The 16,868-nt window shown below is 67.2% G+C and carries 23 protein-coding genes; 14 read left to right on the top strand and 9 right to left on the bottom strand.

All coding sequences use genetic code 11. From position 1 onward, the window contains the following. Nucleotides 1-13 precede the first annotated feature (13 nt). Complete coding sequence (locus BM009_RS14115; RefSeq protein WP_093297128.1) at nt 14-484, bottom strand: monooxygenase family protein; 471 nt, start codon at nt 482-484, stop codon at nt 14-16. A 56-nt stretch (nt 485-540) separates the two neighbouring features. Here BM009_RS14115 and BM009_RS23160 point away from each other — a divergent pair, with 56 nt between their 5' ends. Further along, the gene (locus tag BM009_RS23160; protein WP_093297130.1) at nt 541-1,098 is read left to right on the top strand and encodes a TetR/AcrR family transcriptional regulator; all 558 of its coding nucleotides are present in this window, start codon (nt 541-543) and stop codon (nt 1,096-1,098) included. Here the strand turns inward: BM009_RS23160 and thpR are convergent. Together thpR and BM009_RS14130 are read right to left on the bottom strand one after the other, a co-directional pair. Further along, nucleotides 1,080-1,616: an RNA 2',3'-cyclic phosphodiesterase gene (gene thpR / locus BM009_RS14125; RefSeq protein WP_093297131.1), complete on the bottom strand. Its 537-nt coding sequence runs from the start codon at nt 1,614-1,616 to the stop codon at nt 1,080-1,082. The genes BM009_RS23160 and thpR overlap by 19 nt on opposite strands. Nucleotides 1,617-1,738: 122 nt before the next feature. Next, nucleotides 1,739-2,485, bottom strand: coding sequence for a glucose 1-dehydrogenase (locus BM009_RS14130; RefSeq protein WP_093297133.1), 747 nt, complete (start codon nt 2,483-2,485; stop codon nt 1,739-1,741). Nucleotides 2,486-2,592: 107 nt separating this feature from the next. Between BM009_RS14130 and BM009_RS14135 the strand changes: the two genes are divergently transcribed. From BM009_RS14135 to BM009_RS14150, 4 genes are all read left to right on the top strand, one after another. Further along, nucleotides 2,593-2,958, top strand: coding sequence for an ArsR/SmtB family transcription factor (locus BM009_RS14135; protein ID WP_093297135.1), 366 nt, complete (start codon nt 2,593-2,595; stop codon nt 2,956-2,958). A gap of 164 nt (nt 2,959-3,122) precedes the next feature. Then, entirely contained in the window at nt 3,123-3,890 is a 768-nt protein-coding gene (locus BM009_RS14140) for a Bax inhibitor-1/YccA family protein (protein ID WP_093297136.1), read from the top strand. A gap of 135 nt (nt 3,891-4,025) precedes the next feature. Next, entirely contained in the window at nt 4,026-4,370 is a 345-nt protein-coding gene (locus tag BM009_RS14145) for a hypothetical protein (protein WP_093297138.1), read from the top strand. An 11-nt stretch (nt 4,371-4,381) separates the two neighbouring features. Further along, the gene (locus tag BM009_RS14150) at nt 4,382-5,323 is read left to right on the top strand and encodes a cation diffusion facilitator family transporter (protein WP_093297139.1); all 942 of its coding nucleotides are present in this window, start codon (nt 4,382-4,384) and stop codon (nt 5,321-5,323) included. Between the two features lie 240 nt (nt 5,324-5,563). On the opposite strand, the gene BM009_RS14155 is transcribed toward BM009_RS14150, so the two are convergent. Continuing rightward, a complete protein-coding gene (locus BM009_RS14155; protein ID WP_175488019.1) occupies nt 5,564-5,935 on the bottom strand; it encodes a response regulator in 372 nt (123 codons plus the stop codon). 145 nt (nt 5,936-6,080) lie between these two features. On the opposite strand from BM009_RS14155, the gene BM009_RS14160 reads away from it, so the two are divergent. Then, nucleotides 6,081-6,266: a hypothetical protein gene (locus BM009_RS14160; protein ID WP_093297141.1), complete on the top strand. Its 186-nt coding sequence runs from the start codon at nt 6,081-6,083 to the stop codon at nt 6,264-6,266. 4 nt (nt 6,267-6,270) lie between these two features. On the opposite strand, the gene BM009_RS14165 is transcribed toward BM009_RS14160, so the two are convergent. Next, on the bottom strand, nt 6,271-6,981 hold the full coding sequence (locus BM009_RS14165) for a hypothetical protein (RefSeq protein ID WP_093297142.1): 711 nt from the start codon (nt 6,979-6,981) through the stop codon (nt 6,271-6,273). A gap of 6 nt (nt 6,982-6,987) precedes the next feature. Next, complete coding sequence (locus BM009_RS14170; RefSeq protein WP_093297144.1) at nt 6,988-8,193, bottom strand: toxic anion resistance protein; 1,206 nt, start codon at nt 8,191-8,193, stop codon at nt 6,988-6,990. Nucleotides 8,194-8,342: 149 nt separating this feature from the next. Between BM009_RS14170 and BM009_RS14175 the strand changes: the two genes are divergently transcribed. Both BM009_RS14175 and typA read left to right on the top strand, forming a co-directional pair. After that, the gene (locus BM009_RS14175) at nt 8,343-8,852 is read left to right on the top strand and encodes a DUF3237 domain-containing protein (RefSeq protein WP_093297145.1); all 510 of its coding nucleotides are present in this window, start codon (nt 8,343-8,345) and stop codon (nt 8,850-8,852) included. 86 nt (nt 8,853-8,938) lie between these two features. After that, a complete protein-coding gene (gene typA, locus BM009_RS14180) occupies nt 8,939-10,783 on the top strand; it encodes a translational GTPase TypA (protein ID WP_093297147.1) in 1,845 nt (614 codons plus the stop codon). Between the two features lie 133 nt (nt 10,784-10,916). Here the strand turns inward: typA and BM009_RS14185 are convergent, their stop codons facing one another. Both BM009_RS14185 and BM009_RS14190 read right to left on the bottom strand, forming a co-directional pair. Further along, a complete protein-coding gene (locus BM009_RS14185; RefSeq protein ID WP_093297149.1) occupies nt 10,917-11,414 on the bottom strand; it encodes a hypothetical protein in 498 nt (165 codons plus the stop codon). Between the two features lie 177 nt (nt 11,415-11,591). After that, complete coding sequence (locus BM009_RS14190; protein WP_093297150.1) at nt 11,592-12,248, bottom strand: glutathione S-transferase family protein; 657 nt, start codon at nt 12,246-12,248, stop codon at nt 11,592-11,594. A gap of 114 nt (nt 12,249-12,362) precedes the next feature. On the opposite strand from BM009_RS14190, the gene BM009_RS14195 reads away from it, so the two are divergent. After that, nucleotides 12,363-12,980 carry a hypothetical protein gene (locus BM009_RS14195; RefSeq protein ID WP_093297152.1) on the top strand — a complete coding sequence of 206 codons (618 nt, stop codon included), beginning with the start codon at nt 12,363-12,365 and terminating at the stop codon, nt 12,978-12,980. Here BM009_RS14195 and BM009_RS14200 read toward each other — a convergent pair. After that, nucleotides 12,874-13,287 (bottom strand): EVE domain-containing protein, encoded by a 414-nt coding sequence (locus BM009_RS14200; RefSeq protein ID WP_093297153.1) that lies wholly within the window; start codon nt 13,285-13,287, stop codon nt 12,874-12,876. The two genes, BM009_RS14195 and BM009_RS14200, sit on opposite strands and share 107 nt — an antisense overlap. 127 nt (nt 13,288-13,414) lie before the next feature. Between BM009_RS14200 and BM009_RS14205 the strand changes: the two genes are divergently transcribed. The 5 genes from BM009_RS14205 (at nt 13,415) to BM009_RS14225 (ending at nt 16,764) form a co-directional block, all read left to right on the top strand. Then, nucleotides 13,415-13,780 (top strand): hypothetical protein, encoded by a 366-nt coding sequence (locus BM009_RS14205; RefSeq protein ID WP_093297155.1) that lies wholly within the window; start codon nt 13,415-13,417, stop codon nt 13,778-13,780. Nucleotides 13,781-13,844: 64 nt separating this feature from the next. After that, on the top strand, nt 13,845-15,488 hold the full coding sequence (locus tag BM009_RS14210; RefSeq protein WP_093297156.1) for an FAD-dependent oxidoreductase: 1,644 nt from the start codon (nt 13,845-13,847) through the stop codon (nt 15,486-15,488). 15 nt (nt 15,489-15,503) lie between these two features. Then, nucleotides 15,504-15,797 (top strand): DUF3297 family protein, encoded by a 294-nt coding sequence (locus BM009_RS14215; protein ID WP_093297158.1) that lies wholly within the window; start codon nt 15,504-15,506, stop codon nt 15,795-15,797. Between the two features lie 83 nt (nt 15,798-15,880). Continuing rightward, a complete protein-coding gene (locus tag BM009_RS14220) occupies nt 15,881-16,159 on the top strand; it encodes a PadR family transcriptional regulator (protein ID WP_093297160.1) in 279 nt (92 codons plus the stop codon). Next, nucleotides 16,156-16,764, top strand: a complete 609-nt coding sequence (locus BM009_RS14225; RefSeq protein ID WP_093297162.1) for a hypothetical protein — start codon at nt 16,156-16,158, stop codon at nt 16,762-16,764. Before BM009_RS14220 ends, BM009_RS14225 begins: the two co-directional genes overlap by 4 nt. Nucleotides 16,765-16,868: the final 104 nt, after the last annotated feature.

A 16,868-nucleotide genomic window follows, 5' to 3' on the forward strand; every position in this document is an offset into this window, starting at 1 on the left:
ACGCCCGCCCGGCTCAGCCCTCCATGCCCACATGGGCGTGGAGGCGCTGCCGGCTAGACATCAGCGTGCCCACCGGCTTGGCGATCGGCGCGAACATGCCGAGGCCGAGCCGCTGGCCGGGCAGGTTGACATACACCGCCTCGATGCCGCGGGCGCTATAAGCCTCGTGCCAGAAGCCGGCGCCCTGCGGGTCCTTCAGGAAGTCGCGCCACCACACGCTATGCGGCGCGCTGCGGGTGAAGGCCTCCAGGCTCGGCAGGTCGCGCCAATATTGGCGGAAGCCTACATGGTTCCAGCCGAACAGCATGCCGTCCTCGGCGAGCAGCCCGTCGGGCGGGTTCTTCTTGATCTCGGCGAGCCCGCGGCCGATCCGCATCATCGCGGGAAGCGCACGCCAGCGGCGCAGCTTGAACCCCAGAATCACGACGATCAGTTCGGGATAGGCAGCGAGATCGACCGTCTCGCGGAGCGTGTTGGCTTGCATGGCGAGTCTCCTTGTTTACACTGTACACGATACGAGTAGTTTACGGTGTAAACAAGATGGAAACTGCAGAGGGATTGCGCACGCGGTTGATCGATGCCGCGACGGCGCTGCTGGACGAACAAGGTGAGGCCGGGGTGACGCTGCGCGCGCTGGCAAAGGCGACCGGCGTGTCGGCGATGGCGCCCTATCGGCACTTCGCCGACAAGGCGGCGCTGCTCGGCGCGGTGGCGGAGGCGGGGTTCGCCGAACTCGCGTCGGTGCTGGCGGAAGCGGACCGGGCCGAGCCGGCCAAGGCGGCGCTGGTCGCGCAGGGGATCGCCTATTTCCGCTTTGCGCAGGCGCATTCGGCGATGTTCCGGCTGATGTTCGGCGGCAATCCCGGCTGCGCCGTCGCGCCGAAAGACTATGGCGAGGCGTTCGCCATCCTGTCGCGGCGCGTTGCAAGTCTGGCGAGCGGCGATCCCGGGCCGGCGACGCTCGCCGCCTGGGGCGTGGTCCACGGCCTGTCGACGCTCGCGCTCGACGGCAAGGTCCCGGCGGAGGACGACGTGGTCCGCGCAGCGATGGCGCTGGTGGCGGACGGCGTCACGGGCGCTCAGCCGCGCAGCGGATAGCGCTCGATCGCTTCGTAGCTGGCGCCTTCGCGGCCGAGATGGCTTTCGTAGAGCAGGAAGCTGTCGACGGTGAAGGGCGCGCTGGCGAGCCCGGCATGTGCCTCCAGGAAGCGCTCGTTGGCGCCTGCCGCTGCGTTCATCCGGGCCAGCGTGATGTGCGGCAGATAGGCGCGGCGCTCGGGGACGAGGCCGGCCCGCACCAGCGCCTGATCGACCTTGTGGTGGAGCTGGGTCACCGTCTCGTGCGGGCGCAATCCGGCCCAGAGCGCATTGGGGCGCCCACGCGAGTCGAACTCGCCGACCCCGGAGACGACGAGGTCGAACGGCGCGAAGCGGACATTGCCGAGCGCGAGCGCGACGTCTTCGGCAACCGGCCGCTCGACCTCGCCGATATAGCGTAGCGTGCAGTGGAGCTGCTCGTCGCTCTGCCAGCGCGCCCCGGGCACGCCGCCCGCAACAGCAAGCAGTTGCGCCCGAATCGCGGGGGGTGGGCGAAAGCCGACGAACAGACGATGCATGCCGTCGATCCTAGGCGCGCCGGCGGCAAGGTCCACCCCGAGAGACTTTGTCGGTGCGCAGAAGCGCGTTGCCGGACCTGCGTCCGCGCCGATCGGCGCGCGCGCAGGTCCGGCTTTTTCGCTCAGCGGATGCCGCCGCTCGCGGTGATGACCTCGCCGGTCAGCCAGCGGGCGTCGTCCGACGCGAGGAAGGCCACCACGTCCGCGATATCCTCCGGGGTGCCCGGCCGGCCGAGCGGCGTCTGCGCGACCAGCCCGGTTTCAATGTCGGAGCCGACGATGCCCGCCGTGTGCGTGCCTTCGGTCACGACATAGCCGGGGCTGACGGCGTTGACGCGAATCTTCCGCGGCGCGAGTTCGTTGGCGAGCACCCCCGAAATGGCGTTCACCGCACCCTTCGTGCCGGCATAGGCAGCGGCACCGGGCGTGTTCACATGGGTGATCGCCGAGGAGATATTGATGATGCTGGCACCTTCGCCGAGGTGCGGAGACGCGGCCTGGGTCGCCAGGAGCACGCCGAGCACGTTGACGTCGAACTGACGGCGATAATGATCTTCGGTCAGCGCCTCGATCGGGGCGAATTCGTAGATGCCCGAATTGTTGACCAAGACGTCCAGCCGGCCGAATTCGCGGATGGCAGTATCGACCAGCGCCTGCGCCTCGGCCGCCTTCGACACGTCGGCCTGCGCTGCGATGGCGCGCCCGCCCTCGGCGGTGATGTCCTGGACCACGGCCTCGGCACCGGATCGGCTCGACGCAAAATTCACGACGACCGAGGCGCCTTGCGCCGCCAGCGCCTTGGCGATGGCCGCGCCGATGCCCTTGGATGCGCCCGTGACGATCGCCACCTTACCGTTCAGCTTTGTCATTTGAACCAACCTCCGATGTGGGCAGGCAGCGAGACGCTCGCCTTGTCCCATAGTTCGGAATATCGGAACTAATGCGGTTGCCGTCAACCGCCCTATATGGAATTCGCATGAGACCTCTGATTCACCCCGCCGTTGAGGAGCTTCGCCCTGAAGCCATTCTGCACGCGTTGTCGGATCCGAACCGCGCGGCGATCTTCGCCAACATCATGCGGGCGGGCTGCGTGGAGGCGTGTTCCGCCGTCTCGGCAGTGGGGGACCGCGTCATTCCCAAGTCTTCCCTGTCGAACCATTTCAAGGTGCTGCGCGAAGCCGGCCTCATCCGCAGCGAGCGCCACGGCGTGGAGGTCCGCAACCATCCCCGCTGGGCGGAGGTCGAAGCGCGCTTTCCCGGCCTGCTCGTGGGGATCATCAATGCCTATGCAGCAAGCGTCGGCGACGACCCGCCAAGGTTCCAGAATGCGGCGACCCCGTGAACCAGTGAACCGGGTATTGGGCGCGCTATCACCTTCAAACCGCGCGGGAAGTGTTTCGCGAGACTGTATCGAAAGATTGCTGGGCCCGGTTTTGCTTGAAAACCCCTGTGGCGAAGCCGATATTCGCAGCATCCGGCACTGCGCCGGGCAAAGGAGTTTTTCGAATGGCTAACTGGTCCGATCCCCGCACGAGCGAGTCGCCCTTCGCGACCGCGAGTGCACGCGCCGCGGCGCATGACGCGGGGCTCCGGTCGTACATGCTGTCGGTCTACAACTATATGCTGTCCGGCGTGCTGCTGACCGGCATCGTCGCGCTGGCGTTCGGCAAGGTCGATCAACTGCAGCAGGTGCTGTTTCAGCTGGTGGAAACCGCCCGCGGCCCGTCGCTGCAGCCGACGCTGCTCGGCTGGGTGGCGATGATCTCGCCGCTGGCGATCGTGTTCGCGATGAGCTTCGGTCAGAACCGCATGTCCGAAGGCACGCTCAAGGTGCTGTTCTTCGCCTATGCCGGCCTGCTGGGCGCGTCGCTCTCGACGATCTTCGTCACCTATACCGACATGTCGATCGCGCAGGTGTTCTTCGGCACCGCCGCCGGCTTCGGCGCGCTGAGCCTCTATGGCTACACCACCAAGAAGGATCTGTCGGGCTTCGGCACCTTCCTGATCATCGGCCTGGTGGGTCTGATCGTCGCGTCGATCGTCAACCTCTTCCTGCAGTCGGGCACGATGAGCCTGGTGATCAGCGCCATTGGCGTGCTGATCTTCGCCGGCCTCACCGCCTATGACACGCAGAAGATCAAGAGCATCTACGCCTATGTCGCCGGTACGCCGGAGCAGGGCAAGGTCGCGATCATGGGGGCGCTGAACCTCTATCTCGACTTCATCAACATGTTCCTGTTCCTGCTGCGCCTGTTCGGCAGCTCGCGCGACTGATCCTCGCGCGGAACGGAAGGAAAATGGGCCCGGCGGAGCGATCCGCCGGGCCTTTTGTTGTGCGCGCCTGTGCAGGCAAGGAACGCGAGTCCCGGCATGTCCGTTTAATCGGGGTAACGCTCAGGAGAGTGCAGCATGACCAACAATCCCCTCGACCCCGCGATGGACCGGATGTCGGTCGCCCCGGACCCCAAGGCCGACGACGAAGGCAAGAGCCCCGTCCATTCCGCCGATGCCGGCACCGATTCCTCGATCGAGGAACGCCTCGCCCGCGATCCGGCCAGCAAGGAAGCCCGGCTCGACCGTGCGCTCGACGAGTCGATGGACGCGTCCGATCCGCCCGCCTCGACCCAGCCGGTGCACAACAACGAAATCCCGGAAAGCTCGGGCTATGATCCCAATGCCGAGGCAAATCGCGCCGACGGCAAGGAAGACAAGGGCGTGATCGACAAGGCCCTGCACAAGCTCGGCCTCGACTGAGGCCGACACGGATGGCCGCGTCTCCCGCGTCGGGTTGGCGCGCCAATCTGGTTCTCTATGCGGCGCTCGCCGCCAATGTCGGGATCGCCGTCGCGAAGTTCGTCGCGGCGGCGATCACCGCATCGTCCTCGATGCTTACCGAGGGCGTGCACAGCCTGGTCGACAGCCTCAACCAGATCCTGCTGCTCTACGGCCAGCGCCGCGCCAAGCGGCCGCCCGATGCCGAACACCCGTTCGGCTATGGCCGCGAACTCTATTTCTGGGCCTTTGTCGTCGCGATCCTGATCTTTGGGCTTGGCGCCGGTGTATCGGTCTATGAAGGCTATCTCCACATCATCGATCCGGAGCCGCTGCGCGATCCGTTGGTCAACTACATCGTGCTCGGCATCGCCACCGCGATGGAGGGCACGAGCTGGGTCATCGCGATCCGCGAGTTCCGCGAGAGCAAGGGCGATTGCGGCTGGTGGAAGGCCATCCGGGAATCGAAGGATCCCGCCGGCTTCATCGTGCTGTTCGAGGATTCGGCCGCGTTGGCGGGCCTGATCGTCGCCGCGATCGGTGTGTGGGCCAGCCATGCTTGGCAGGATCCCCGGATCGACGGCGCCGCCTCCATCGCGATCGGGCTGATCCTCGCCGCCGTCGCGACGCTGCTGGCACGCGAGGCCAAGGGCCTGCTGATCGGCGAGCGCGCGAACCCGGATCTGATCGCCCAGGTGCGCGCGACGCTCGAGGCCGAGCCGCGCATCACGGGGGTCAATCATGTCCGCACCATCCACACCGCGCCCGACCGCGTGTTCGTGGCAATCAGCGCCGATTTCGACGACAGCCTTGCGATGGGCGAGGCGGAGACATTGATCGAACGGATCGAGGCCAAGCTCAAGGCGGCGCTGCCCCAGCTCAGCTCGATCTATATCCGCCCCGAGAAGCGCGAGGATGCCGAGGTGGTGGCGTAGCCTCAGTCCTCCCCCTGGCGGGGGAGGATCGTGCGATCGCTTCAGCGCACGCCGCAATGGGATGTGTGATCGGTGCCTCAGACCCCCGTCATTCCCGCGTAGGCGGGAATTCATTTGCCAGGATGCTCGGGGAAAGAACCGCGGCACCAGCGCCAATGGATCCCCGCCTTCGCGGGGATGACGCGTTGAGGCGGCTACACGCCATCGACCTGGCTCCGGGAGGAGCAGGATTGAGGCGGTTCAATCCCCCAGTGCGCCCAGCAGTTCATGCGACCGCAGCGGCTTTTCGAGCAGCGCGGCATAGCCCGTCGCTTCCGCCTCGGCCGCGAGTGCGGGGCTGGGATAGCCGGTCATCAGCACTGCCCGGCCGGTCCAGCCGCGCGCGTGCAGCGCCCGCAGCAGGGCGATGCCGTCACCATCGGGCAGGCAATAGTCGGCCACCAGATACTCGGCGGCGAGCGCGGCCGGATCGGCGAGCGAGGCCTTGGCGACGCTGTGCGCCCGCACCTGATACCCCCGGCCGTGCAGCAGCAGCTGGGTCGAGCGGCGCACACCGTCATCGTCTTCGACGAGCAACACGCTGGGGCGTTCGGCGGGGGATGCGGTGGTCATGGAAGCGAGCCTGATCGCCTCGCCTGCCACGGCGCGGCGGCCGGGTCTCTACGTGAATTTCCCAGGGTCAGCCGGTCCCGTGCAGCGCTCCGCTGACCCAAGGGGCGGTTGCGAGGTGCCTGGGGATACGGCACCTTCGCTCGCGATGTTCTTCGACGAGAATCGCGTCTGGCCTCGGCCGGAACCGCCGCGGCCCGTGCCCCTGCCGCCGGGCCGGCGGGAGCGATTCCTGACGCGGATGTTCCTCGTCTACGCGCTGATCCTGCTGCTGCTGCCGGTCAGCGCGAGCGGGATCGCGGACCTGATCCGGTATCTGCTGGCGCTGCTTTAAGGGCTCAGCCCAGTTCGTCGTCCTTGTACTTGATCTGGAGGAAGTTGCCGCGGGTCGCCAGCGCGTCCAGATCGCCCTGGGCGAGCTGCGCGGTCATCTCGGCGATTTCCTCGTCGATCACCTGCAGACCTTGGGCCAGCTGCTGGTCCGGCGTCATGCCGTTGCGCGGCACGGTGCGGAGCGGCTCGGGCACCAAGCCATAGCCTTTCACCAGTTCGGGGAGCTGCTCGCCGATCAGCTTGCGGACCTCGTTTGCCGCGGGCGAGCTTTCGTCCAGCCGGGCAAGCTGCGGCGCCAGCGTCTCGAGCTTCACTCCGATCGAGTCGACCAGCGTGCGTGCGGGCGCCGGCAGCGCCAGCCGCTGCGTCTCCAGCCAGCGCTCGGTGGTGGACGGAAGCGCCTTCAAGGGGACTTGCACCAGCTGCTCGACGCGGGGGGCGCTGGTCACCGGGAGCGAGGCGAAGACGAGCGTCGCCAGGATCAGCAGCATCATCACCGCCAGTGCGCCGAACATGCCGAGCGGCATGAACATGCCGATCGTGATCGCCGCGATGATGATCACCGCATCCGCCGCCGCGATCCGCCCGAGCCGGGCGAGGATCTCCGCCTCGCGCCGCTTGCGGGTGCGGGTGGCGAGCGCGCCTTCGGTGCGGGCGCGCGAGCGCTCGATCAGTTCCTCGCCACGCGCGAGCAGGCGGTCCACGTCACTCGGCATCGCGGCTTACATCGCCTCCAGCTTGAAGCCGTCCGTGGGGCCGCCGAGTCGGTTCTGCTCGGCACCCTCGGCGCGGGCGATATAGCCCTTCGACTTCTCGACTTCGTTCGACAGGGTGTTGACCGTCACCTTCATACTGTCGAGCGCCTTGAGCTTGAAGGTGTCGATCGCATCCATCGTGTCGTAGATGTTCTGGAAGGCGCGCTGCAGCGTCTCGACGGGGATGGTCGAGCTTGCCGCCTGTTCGTGGATCGCGGCGGTCTGGCTCTTGAGCAGCTGGCCGGTCGAGTCGATCAGGTTGGCCGTTGTCGTGTTCAGCGCGGTGATCTGGTCCAGCACCAGCTTCTGGTTGTTCAGCGCCTGCGCGACGGTCACCGCGGTACGCAGCGCCGAGACGGTTGTGGTGGAGGCGCGATCGACGCCCTTGATCAGCTCGACATTGTTCTTCTTGACCAGATCGAGCGCGAGATAGCCCTGCACCGTTACCGCCATCTGGGTGAGCAGGTCCTGGGTGCGCTGGCGGACATAGAAGAGCGCGGTCTCGCGGATCGCCTTGGCCTTGGCGGGATCGGTGTGATCCAGCTCGTTGGCCTTGTCCTCGAGCTTCTCGTCCATCGCCTTGGAGAGATAGATCATCTGCTCGAGACGACCCATCGCGTTCCACAGGTTGGCGCGCTCGGTGGCAATCGCGGCATTGTCCTGCAGCAGCTCGTCCTTGCCGTTGGCCAGGCTCTTGAGGATGCCGTTGATGTGGCTCTGCGAGGACTGGTATTTGCGGAAATAATTGGTCAGCGCGCCGCCGCCGAAGATCTTCGACAGGAAGCCGTCCTTGCCGCCGATCAGCTTGCCGTTGCGCGAGGGATCGAGCTCTTCCACCGTCTTGCGCAGCGCCAGCAGGTCGGCGCCGACGCCGCCGTCGCTGCCCATCGCGCGCACCGGGCGATCGAGGAAGCGGTTCGACTGGCCCGCGGCATCGCGAATTTCCTTCTGCCCCATCGCCGCGATCGCATCGACGCGCTTGCCGAATTCGGGCGAGTTCACGTCCTGCGCGATCAGATCGTCGATGAAGCCGGTGACGCGCTTGTCGAGCTCGGACTTCTTGGTGTCTTCGACCGGCACCAGCCCGGCGGCCTTTTCCGGCGCCACGGCGGGAACGGGATCCGGGGGCGTGAGCACCAGACCCTGGTCTGCGGTATCCGTCACAGTCGCCATCGTCACTCTCTCTCCAACTCCGTGGGGATAACCATGCAGGCGAAGCACGTATCCCGCAAGTGTGTCATGTAGATAGCACAGTGCCGAATGCAACTTGACCCGGGGGTTTGGGGCGCATTGTATCGCCGCATAGCAATGGGGAGGGGTGGATGCAGCGGCGCGACGTGCTGGGGACAATGGGACTCGCGGGGCTGGCGACGGGCATCGCTGCCGATGCGAAGGCTGCGCCGGAAGCGAGCCTGGCGCTGGCGTTCGCCTATGAGGCCATCGTCACGCTCGGCGCGGCTACGCCGGTGGGCCGCACGCCCTATGGCGTCCGCAACCGGATTCCGATCACCGGCGGCAGCTTCCAGGGACCGCGCATCCGCGGCACCGTGCTGGCGGGCGGCATGGACTGGCAGCTGGAGCGGCCCGACGGCATGCTCGACGTTCATGCCGACTACATGATGCAGGCCGAGGACGGCGCGTTGATCCATGTGATCAACAAGGGGCTGATCAGCCGCGACCCCAAGCGCCCCTATGTGCGCACGACTCCCTGGTTCGAAGCGCCGGACGGGCCGCACGCCTGGCTCAACGAGTCGGTCTTCACCGGCACGATCGGCGCGCCGCCCGAGGGCAGGGGGCGGGCGGTGCGCATCACGGTGCACCGCATCCTATAGCGGGAAATACGAGGGCCTTCCCGCGACGCACCATTTCCGCTATGGGGCCGCCCGTACGCGCGCTTCCGCGCCAATCAGGAAATCGCATGAACCTCCGTAACGTGGCGATCATCGCACACGTCGACCATGGCAAGACCACCCTCGTCGACCAGCTCTTCCGCCAGTCCGGCACCTTCCGTGACAACCAGCGCGTCGAAGAGCGTGCGATGGATTCCAACGACCTCGAGAAGGAGCGCGGGATCACGATTCTCGCCAAGCCCACCTCGGTCGACTGGACGCCGCCGGGTGCCGACGAGGCGATTCGCATCAACATCGTCGATACGCCCGGCCACGCCGATTTCGGCGGCGAAGTGGAGCGCATCCTGAGCATGGTCGACGGCGTCGTCCTGCTGGTCGATTCGTCCGAAGGCGCGATGCCGCAGACCAAGTTCGTCACCGGCAAGGCGCTGGCGCTGGGGCTGAAGCCGATCGTCGTCGTCAACAAGGTCGACCGCAGCGACGCGCGCATCCAGGAAGTGCTGGACGAAGTGTTCGACCTGTTCGTGTCGCTCGACGCCAATGACGAGCAGCTCGACTTCCCGGTGCTCTACGCCTCGGGCCGCAACGGCTATGCCTCGACCGACATGGACGCGCGCGAAGGCACGCTGATCCCGATGTTCGAGACGATCGTCAGCCACGTGCCGGCGCCGAAGGTTGAAGTCGAGGACGTGCCCTTCACCTTCCTGGTGACGCTGCTCGACCGCGACAACTTCCTCGGCCGTATCCTCACCGGCCGCGTCAATTCGGGCACGGTGAAGCTCAACCAGCCGATCCACGCGCTGGATAACGACGGCAACGTCATCGAGACCGGCCGCGCCTCGAAGATCCTGTCGTTCCGCGGGCTGGAGCGCGTGCCGGTCGAAGAAGCCAAGGCAGGCGACATCATCAGCCTCGCCGGCCTGGCCGTCGCCACCGTGTCGAACACGATCTGCGATCCGTCGGTCACCGAGCCGCTGCACGCGCAGCCGATCGATCCGCCCACGCTGTCGATGCGCTTTGCCGTCAACGACTCGCCGATGGCGGGCCGCGAGGGCACCAAGGTGACGAGCCGCATGATCCGCGACCGCCTGTTCCGTGAAGCCGAGTCGAACGTCGCCGTGAAGGTGACCGAGGCGGCCGACCGCGACAGCTACGAAGTCGCCGGCCGCGGCGAGCTTCAGCTGGGCGTGCTGATCGAGACGATGCGCCGCGAAGGCTTCGAGCTCGGCATCAGCCGCCCGCGCGTGCTGTTCGGCCAGGACGAGAACGGCAACAAGACCGAGCCGTACGAAACCGTCATCATCGACGTGGACGAGGAATATTCGGGCACGGTCGTCGAGAAGATGAACCTGCGCAAGGCCGAGATGACCGACATGCGTCCGTCGGGCGGCGGCAAGACCCGCATCACCTTCTCCGCCCCCTCGCGCGGCATGATCGGCTATCACGGCGAGTTCCTGTCGGACACGCGCGGTACCGGCATCATGAACCGGCTGTTCGAGAAGTACGGCCCCCACAAGGGCAAGATCGAAGGCCGCAAGAACGGCGTGCTGATCTCCAACGGCGCGGGCGAAGCCCAGGGCTATGCGCTGGGTCCGCTCGAAGAGCGCGGCATCCTGTTCGTCGGTCACGGTGAGGCCCTGTACGAGGGCATGATCATCGGCGAGAACGCCAAGACGGAAGACCTCGAGGTCAACCCGATGAAGGCGAAGCAGCTGACCAACTTCCGCGCCTCGGGCGGCAAGGACGACGCAATCCGCCTCACCCCGCCGAAGAAGATGACGCTGGAGCAGGCCATCGCGTACATCGACGACGACGAGATGGTGGAAGTGACGCCGAAGACGATCCGTCTGCGCAAGCGCTACCTCGACCCGAACGAGCGCAAGCGCGCCAGCCGGGCGAAGGCGGCCGACTGAGCCACGCCGATGCGGTGAAGAAAGGGCCCCTGCCGGCAACGGCGGGGGCTTTTCGTTGATGGCGGCATTCCCCCCCCAGAGCATTTCCTCTCCCGCGAAGCAGGGGAGGACACACTCGGGTTACCGCGCGCGCTTACTGATCGAGTCGCAGCGCAATCCGCTTGCGGATGTCTTCGGTCGTCATCGACGGGTTCATCTCGAACGAGGAGCGATCCGGCTCCTCGCCGCGGGCCCGGCACCGCGCGCGATAGGCTTCTTCCACGGCTTCGAGGTGCGAGAGCAGTTTCACGCGCTCGGGATTCGTCTCGCGCAGCTTCGCGCTCGACATGCGATCGGACCAGTTCCGCCGCCGCCGCTCCTCGGGTGAAATCCCCGATGCGGCCTCTTGCGCCGGCTTGACCACCGGCTTCCAGACGGGGCGCGCTGCGCGGTACCGCCGGTACATCCTGAAGGCGTATCCGCCGGTCAGGACCGCCACCGCGATGCAGGTGTCGATGTACCAGGAGGCGTTGGCCTGCGGCGAATGGCTGACCAGTACGAACATCGCGGCGCCCAGCACGGTCATGAAGACGAAATAGCCAAGGAACTCTATGGCCTCACGCCAGTACGCGCGTGCGGTGGCGACACTCATCTGCGGCTCCCCCCGAGACGCCCCCTCGTCCTGGATCATACCGGACTTGACAGGCCTTATTGTAGCGTCGCTGGTTAGACAGCCATCATCGTTAAGAAATGGTGCAGAAGCCTTGGGCCGCACGCGGCGGCGATGTTCGCGTGGATCTGGCGTCCAGTTCGATGATCTCCGTCGCCGTCAGCAAGGCTGCTGGCGTTGCCCCTCAAACAGCGCCCGCTGTGCCGCGAACGCGCGCTGGAACGCCGGCCGAGCCTCGCCGCGGGCGATATAGGCCAGCAGCCGCGGCTGTTCGGGCAGCATCGTCGATCGCTCCAGCCGTCGCAGCACGCCCACCATCAGCAGATCTGCGGCGGTAAAGTCGCCTTCCAGCCACGCCGCCTCTCCCAGCCGATCGGCGAGCTGCGCCAAGCGAGTGCGGACGCGATCTTCCAGCATCGGCAGGCGCGCCGCGAACCAGGACGTGTCCCGCTCCAGCATCCGCGCCATCGCCCATTCGACGATCGGCGGCTCGACCGTGCTCACCGCCGCGAACATCCAGGCGATCGCCCGGGCGCGGGCGTTCCGGTCGACCGGCAGCAGGCCGACATGATGCTCGGCGAGGTGCAGGACGATCGCGCCCGATTCGAACAGCGTCAGCCCGTCGTCTTCATAGGTCGGGATCTGGCCGAAGGGATGGCGGGCGAGATGCTCCGCCTGCTTCATCGCCGCGAAGGAAACGCGCCGCACGTCATAGGCCAGCCCGAGCTCTTCCAGCGCCCAGCGGACCTGCATGTCGCGGGCCAGGCCGCGGCCGCGGTCGGGCGAGGCTTCGAAGACGGTGAGGGTGATCGGCATGGTGTGCGTTCCCGGTTGGCGGTGACCATGCTAGTGCGGGCTGGTGCCGCGCGGAATGCGCTTCCGCTTGCCATCCGCTCATGGTCTATGGGCGATCTGTCGGGAGAGTATCACATGTTGCTGGCCGCGTTGCTGTTGGGCCTCTCGCCCCAGACCCAGGCGGCCGCGCCCGCCACCACCGCTTCGATGGACGCCCCGCAGCAGGCGGCGGACGGGTCGCAGCGCTGGTCCGTGCTCGCCGACCCCTGCGCCTCCGCGCAGACCGGCGGCGACCAGATCGTGGTGTGTGGCAAAGGCGTCGACGCCCCGCGGCTGCCGCTGCCGGCGGAGCGCGGGCCCCCCGATCGGCCGATGCCGAGCAATCCCGATCGCACCGGCATCGGCGCGCTCAACGCCGTGTCCACGCCCTGCGCGGCGCGGGTGGGCGGATGCCAGGTGGGCGTCGACATCTTCGGCGCGGCGACCACGCTGGTCCGCGGGGTCGGCAAGGTGATCAGCCCGGACAGCTGCTGCGAGGAGCCGGGCGAATCGACCAATTTCTTCAAGCTGGTCGGCGATGCCGGCATGGGCGTCGGCCGGGCGTTCAAGAAGAAGCCCGACAAGTCGAAGCGCGTGCCGATCGACCTCAGCGATCCGGTGCCGTTCCGCTCATCTCCAGCAGCACCGCCCATTCCTCCGGCCGCACCGGCGTCACCGACAGGCGCGACTGGCGCACCATCTCGAGGTCCTTGAGCCGGGGCTCGGCCTTGATCTCGGGCAGCGGCACCGGCTTGGCCAGCGGGCGCAACGCCTTCACTTCGACGCTCGCCCATTTGCCGTCGTCGCCGTCGGGCTGCCAGGCGCGGGTGATCTCCATGATGCCGACCGCGGCCTTCTGGAGGTTGGAATGGTAGAAGATCGCCTGGTCGCCGGGGACCATGTCCTTCAGGAAATTGCGCGCGGTATAGTTGCGCACGCCGTTCCATTCGGTGCTGCCGTCGCGCACCAGGTCATCCCAGCCATAGACATCGGGTTCGGAGCGAAGGATCCAGTAGGCCATGCCGCCCGTTACCCAGCTAAACCGCGGCTGAACAGCCGGTTCCGTACCGATTAAGCCGCGATTGGGTATCGGAAGGCCATCGGCGCCGAGCGACTCGCCGGGCGCCTTGAGGTGAGGAGCGAGTGACATGAACCATCTGGCGAAGAAGCTGGTGCTGGGCATCGCCACGGGCGCGAGCCTGCTGGCAGCGGTGGCGCCGGCGCAGGCGCAGGACTGGCGCTATCGTCGGCATTACTACCATGGTCGCGGCGGCGACGTAGCCGGTGCGGCCCTCGTCGCCGGCATTGCGGGACTCGCGATCGGCGCGGCGATCTCGAACGACCACCGCTATGATTATGACCGGCGCTTTTATCGCGAGCGCGGCTACTACCCGACCGACGGCTACTGGTACCGGGATAATTATCCCCGCTACCGCTACTATGAGCAGTGCGACGTGCGCCGGGTATGGGACCCCTATATCGGCCGGCCGGTGCTGGTCCGCTACTGCGACTGAGCCAGTGCGCGGCCCATGCCTAGGGATGGGTCGCGCATGGCGCGCGAGCGGTTAGGATGGGGGCATGGCAACCACCACCGAATCGCTCGACCCGGCCGATCCCTATGCGCGATCCGCCCAGACCTTCCCGGTCCTGGCCGCCGAAATGATGGCGCGCGTCGCCGCATTCGGCACCGAGGAATCGGTGGAGGAAGGCGCGATGCTGTATCGCCGCGGCGATCACAGCGTCGATTTCTTCCTGTGCCTCGCCGGCGGCATTTCGATCGTCGATACCGACAGCGAGGGCCGGGACCATGTCTTCCACGTCCATGAAGCCGGCCAGTTCACCGGCGAGCTCGACCTGTTCAACGACCGCAAGATCCTGGTGAGCGCGCGTGCGCTGCCGGGCACGCGCGTGGTACGAATCGAGCGCGCCGCCTTCCGCCGGATGATGGCGGCCGAGCCCGATATCGGCGAGATCGTGATGCGCGCCTTCATCCTGCGTCGCGTCGGGCTGCTGCGCCACAGCGATGCGGGCGTCGCGCTGGCGGGGCCCGGGCACGGGGCGGACATGGGGCGGATCGAAACCTTCCTCACCCGCAACGCGATGCCGCACCGGCGGATCGACACCGACACCGATCCCGATGCCGCCGGGTTTCTCGAATGCCTGGCGCTCACCGACGCGGACCTGCCGGTGGTGGTGCTGGAGGGGCGGGTGCTGCGCAATCCGACCAACGCGGCGCTGGCCGATGCGCTGGGCCTCGCGACCTCGCTCGATCCGGGCCATGTCCACGATGTCGCGGTCGTGGGCGCCGGACCCGCCGGGCTCGCGGCGGCGGTCTATGCCGCGTCCGAGGGGCTGGAGACGATCGTGATCGAGGCGGTCGCGCCCGGCGGCCAGGCGGGGACGAGCTCGAAGATCGAGAATTATCTGGGCTTCCCCACCGGCATTTCGGGCCAGGCGCTGGCGGGTCGTGCGCAGGTGCAGGCGCAGAAGTTCGGCGCGCGGCTGCTCGTCTCGCGCTCGGTGCTGCGGATAGAATGCGAGGAACGGCCGCTGCGGCTCCACCTCGATGACGGCGCGACGCTGCAGGCGCGGGCGGTAGTGGTCGCCACCGGCGCCCGATACCGCAAGCTCGACCTGCCGCGCTATGCCGAGCTGGAGGGCAACGGCATCTATTATGCCGCCACCGCGATGGAGGCGGGGCTGTGCGCCGGTTCTGAGGTGGTGGTGGTTGGCGGCGGCAATTCTGCGGGGCAGGCGGCGGTATTCCTCGCCCGCCATGCCGCGCACGTCCATGTGCTGGTGCGCGGGCCGGGGCTGGCCGCGACGATGTCGCGTTACCTGATCGAGCGGATCGAAGCCTCGGACCGGATCACGCTGCATCCCTTCACCGAGGTGACCGCACTGGAAGGCGAACGGGCGCTGACCGGGCTCGAATGGACCGATCGCAAGACCGGCACCGCCGAGCATCGCAAGGTCGGCGCGCTGTTCGTGATGATCGGTGCGGTACCGAACACGACCTGGCTGGAAGGCTGTGTCGATCTCGACGCGCGCGGGTTCGTGCAGACCGGCAGCGGCGAGACCTTCTTTTGCTCGTCGGCGCCCGGTGTGTTCGCCGTCGGCGACGTGCGGGCGGGATCGGTGAAGCGCGTCGCCTCGGGGGTGGGCGAGGGATCGGTGGTGGTCTCCGCGCTCCACCGCTATCTTGAACCCGCGGCCGAATGACGGCATGAGCCGCGCATGAGCGATACCCCCCCCGATCGTCTGTCGGTCAACCCGAGCAGCCCCTATTTCACCCGCGAGCTGCTGGAGCGCGGCGTCGGCATCAAGTTCAAGGGCGTCGAGCGCCGCGATGTCGAGGAATATTGCATCTCCGAAGGCTGGGTGCGCGTCGCACTCGGCAAGAAGACCGATCGCAAGGGCAACCCGCTGACGATCAAGCTGGTCGGCCCGGTCGAGGCCTGGTTCCAGAGCGGCGGCGAAGCGGCTGCCGACGAGGGCGCGGCAAAGGACGAGGACGGCGCTGAGGGCTGATCCGCGGCTGCGTTCCGTCTTGACGGGAAACTCTACATAGATAGCTTGCGAGGATGTCCCGCAACCGGCGTCCTTCCAGGCAGATGCTTTCCCTTCTCGACGCCCTGGCGGCGGCGCCGCAGCAGTGGCGCCACGGCTATGAGCTGATGAAGGAAACCGGGCTCAAGTCCGGTACCCTCTACCCGCTGCTGATGCGGATGACCGATCAGGGCCTGGTCGAAGCCGAATGGCGGGAGCCTGCGCAGCCGGGACGACCCCCGCGTCACGCGTACCGACTGACGGCGGCGGGCATTGGCTTTGTCCGCAATGCTCAGGCCGCGCCGCAGAATGGGTCAGCGCCGCTTGGAGTGTCGGTAGCGTGATCGCGGCGGCGGCCCGCGCGATGATGCGGCTCGCCGTGCACCTGTTGGGCGACACCCGCCGACCTTGGGCGCAGGCGATGCTGGCGGAGTTCGACGTCGCCGCGGCCGAGAGCCGGGGGCTGGGCTTCGCGGCGGGATGCCTGGGCGCCGCGTGCCGCCTGCTGCCTCTGCAGGCCGACGGCCGCCGCGGAGTCGCCACCCATCTACTTGCGCTGGGTCTGATCCTGCCGATGGCGGCGCTGCTGTTCTGCCATGCGGGCGATCTCTCCCTTGCGGCAATCCACGTCATGGCGGGACCGGAAGCGGTTCCCAATCCCTATCTTCGTAGTGCGCAGCGCGCGGCGGTGCCCGGGCTGCTGCTGCTCTGGCTGGTGCTGGGCGGCGCGCATCTGGGGCTCGCCTGGGCGCTGGTCGAGCGCAACGTCCGTCGCATCGCCGTGATGGCCGCAGTGATGCTCGCCGCTACTGCGACGCTGGCGACCTATACGAGCGTCCTGCTGTTTCAGGACCTGCAATGGGCATGTCAGGCGTGCGCCATCCTGGCGGAGCTCGCCGGCCTCTTCGCCTTCATGCGCTGGCTCCCGGCATCGGCGCAGTTCCAGTAGGGTCGTCTCGAAAGCCTGCCAGCGAGCCGCTTGACTATCAAATCTACATATGTCGAAATGATGGCGCCGCTTGTCCGCGCTGGGATGCTCGGAGCGGAGGAGGC

The organism is Sphingomonas sp. NFR04 (genome assembly GCF_900114095.1).
Classification (GTDB): domain Bacteria; phylum Pseudomonadota; class Alphaproteobacteria; order Sphingomonadales; family Sphingomonadaceae; genus Sphingomonas.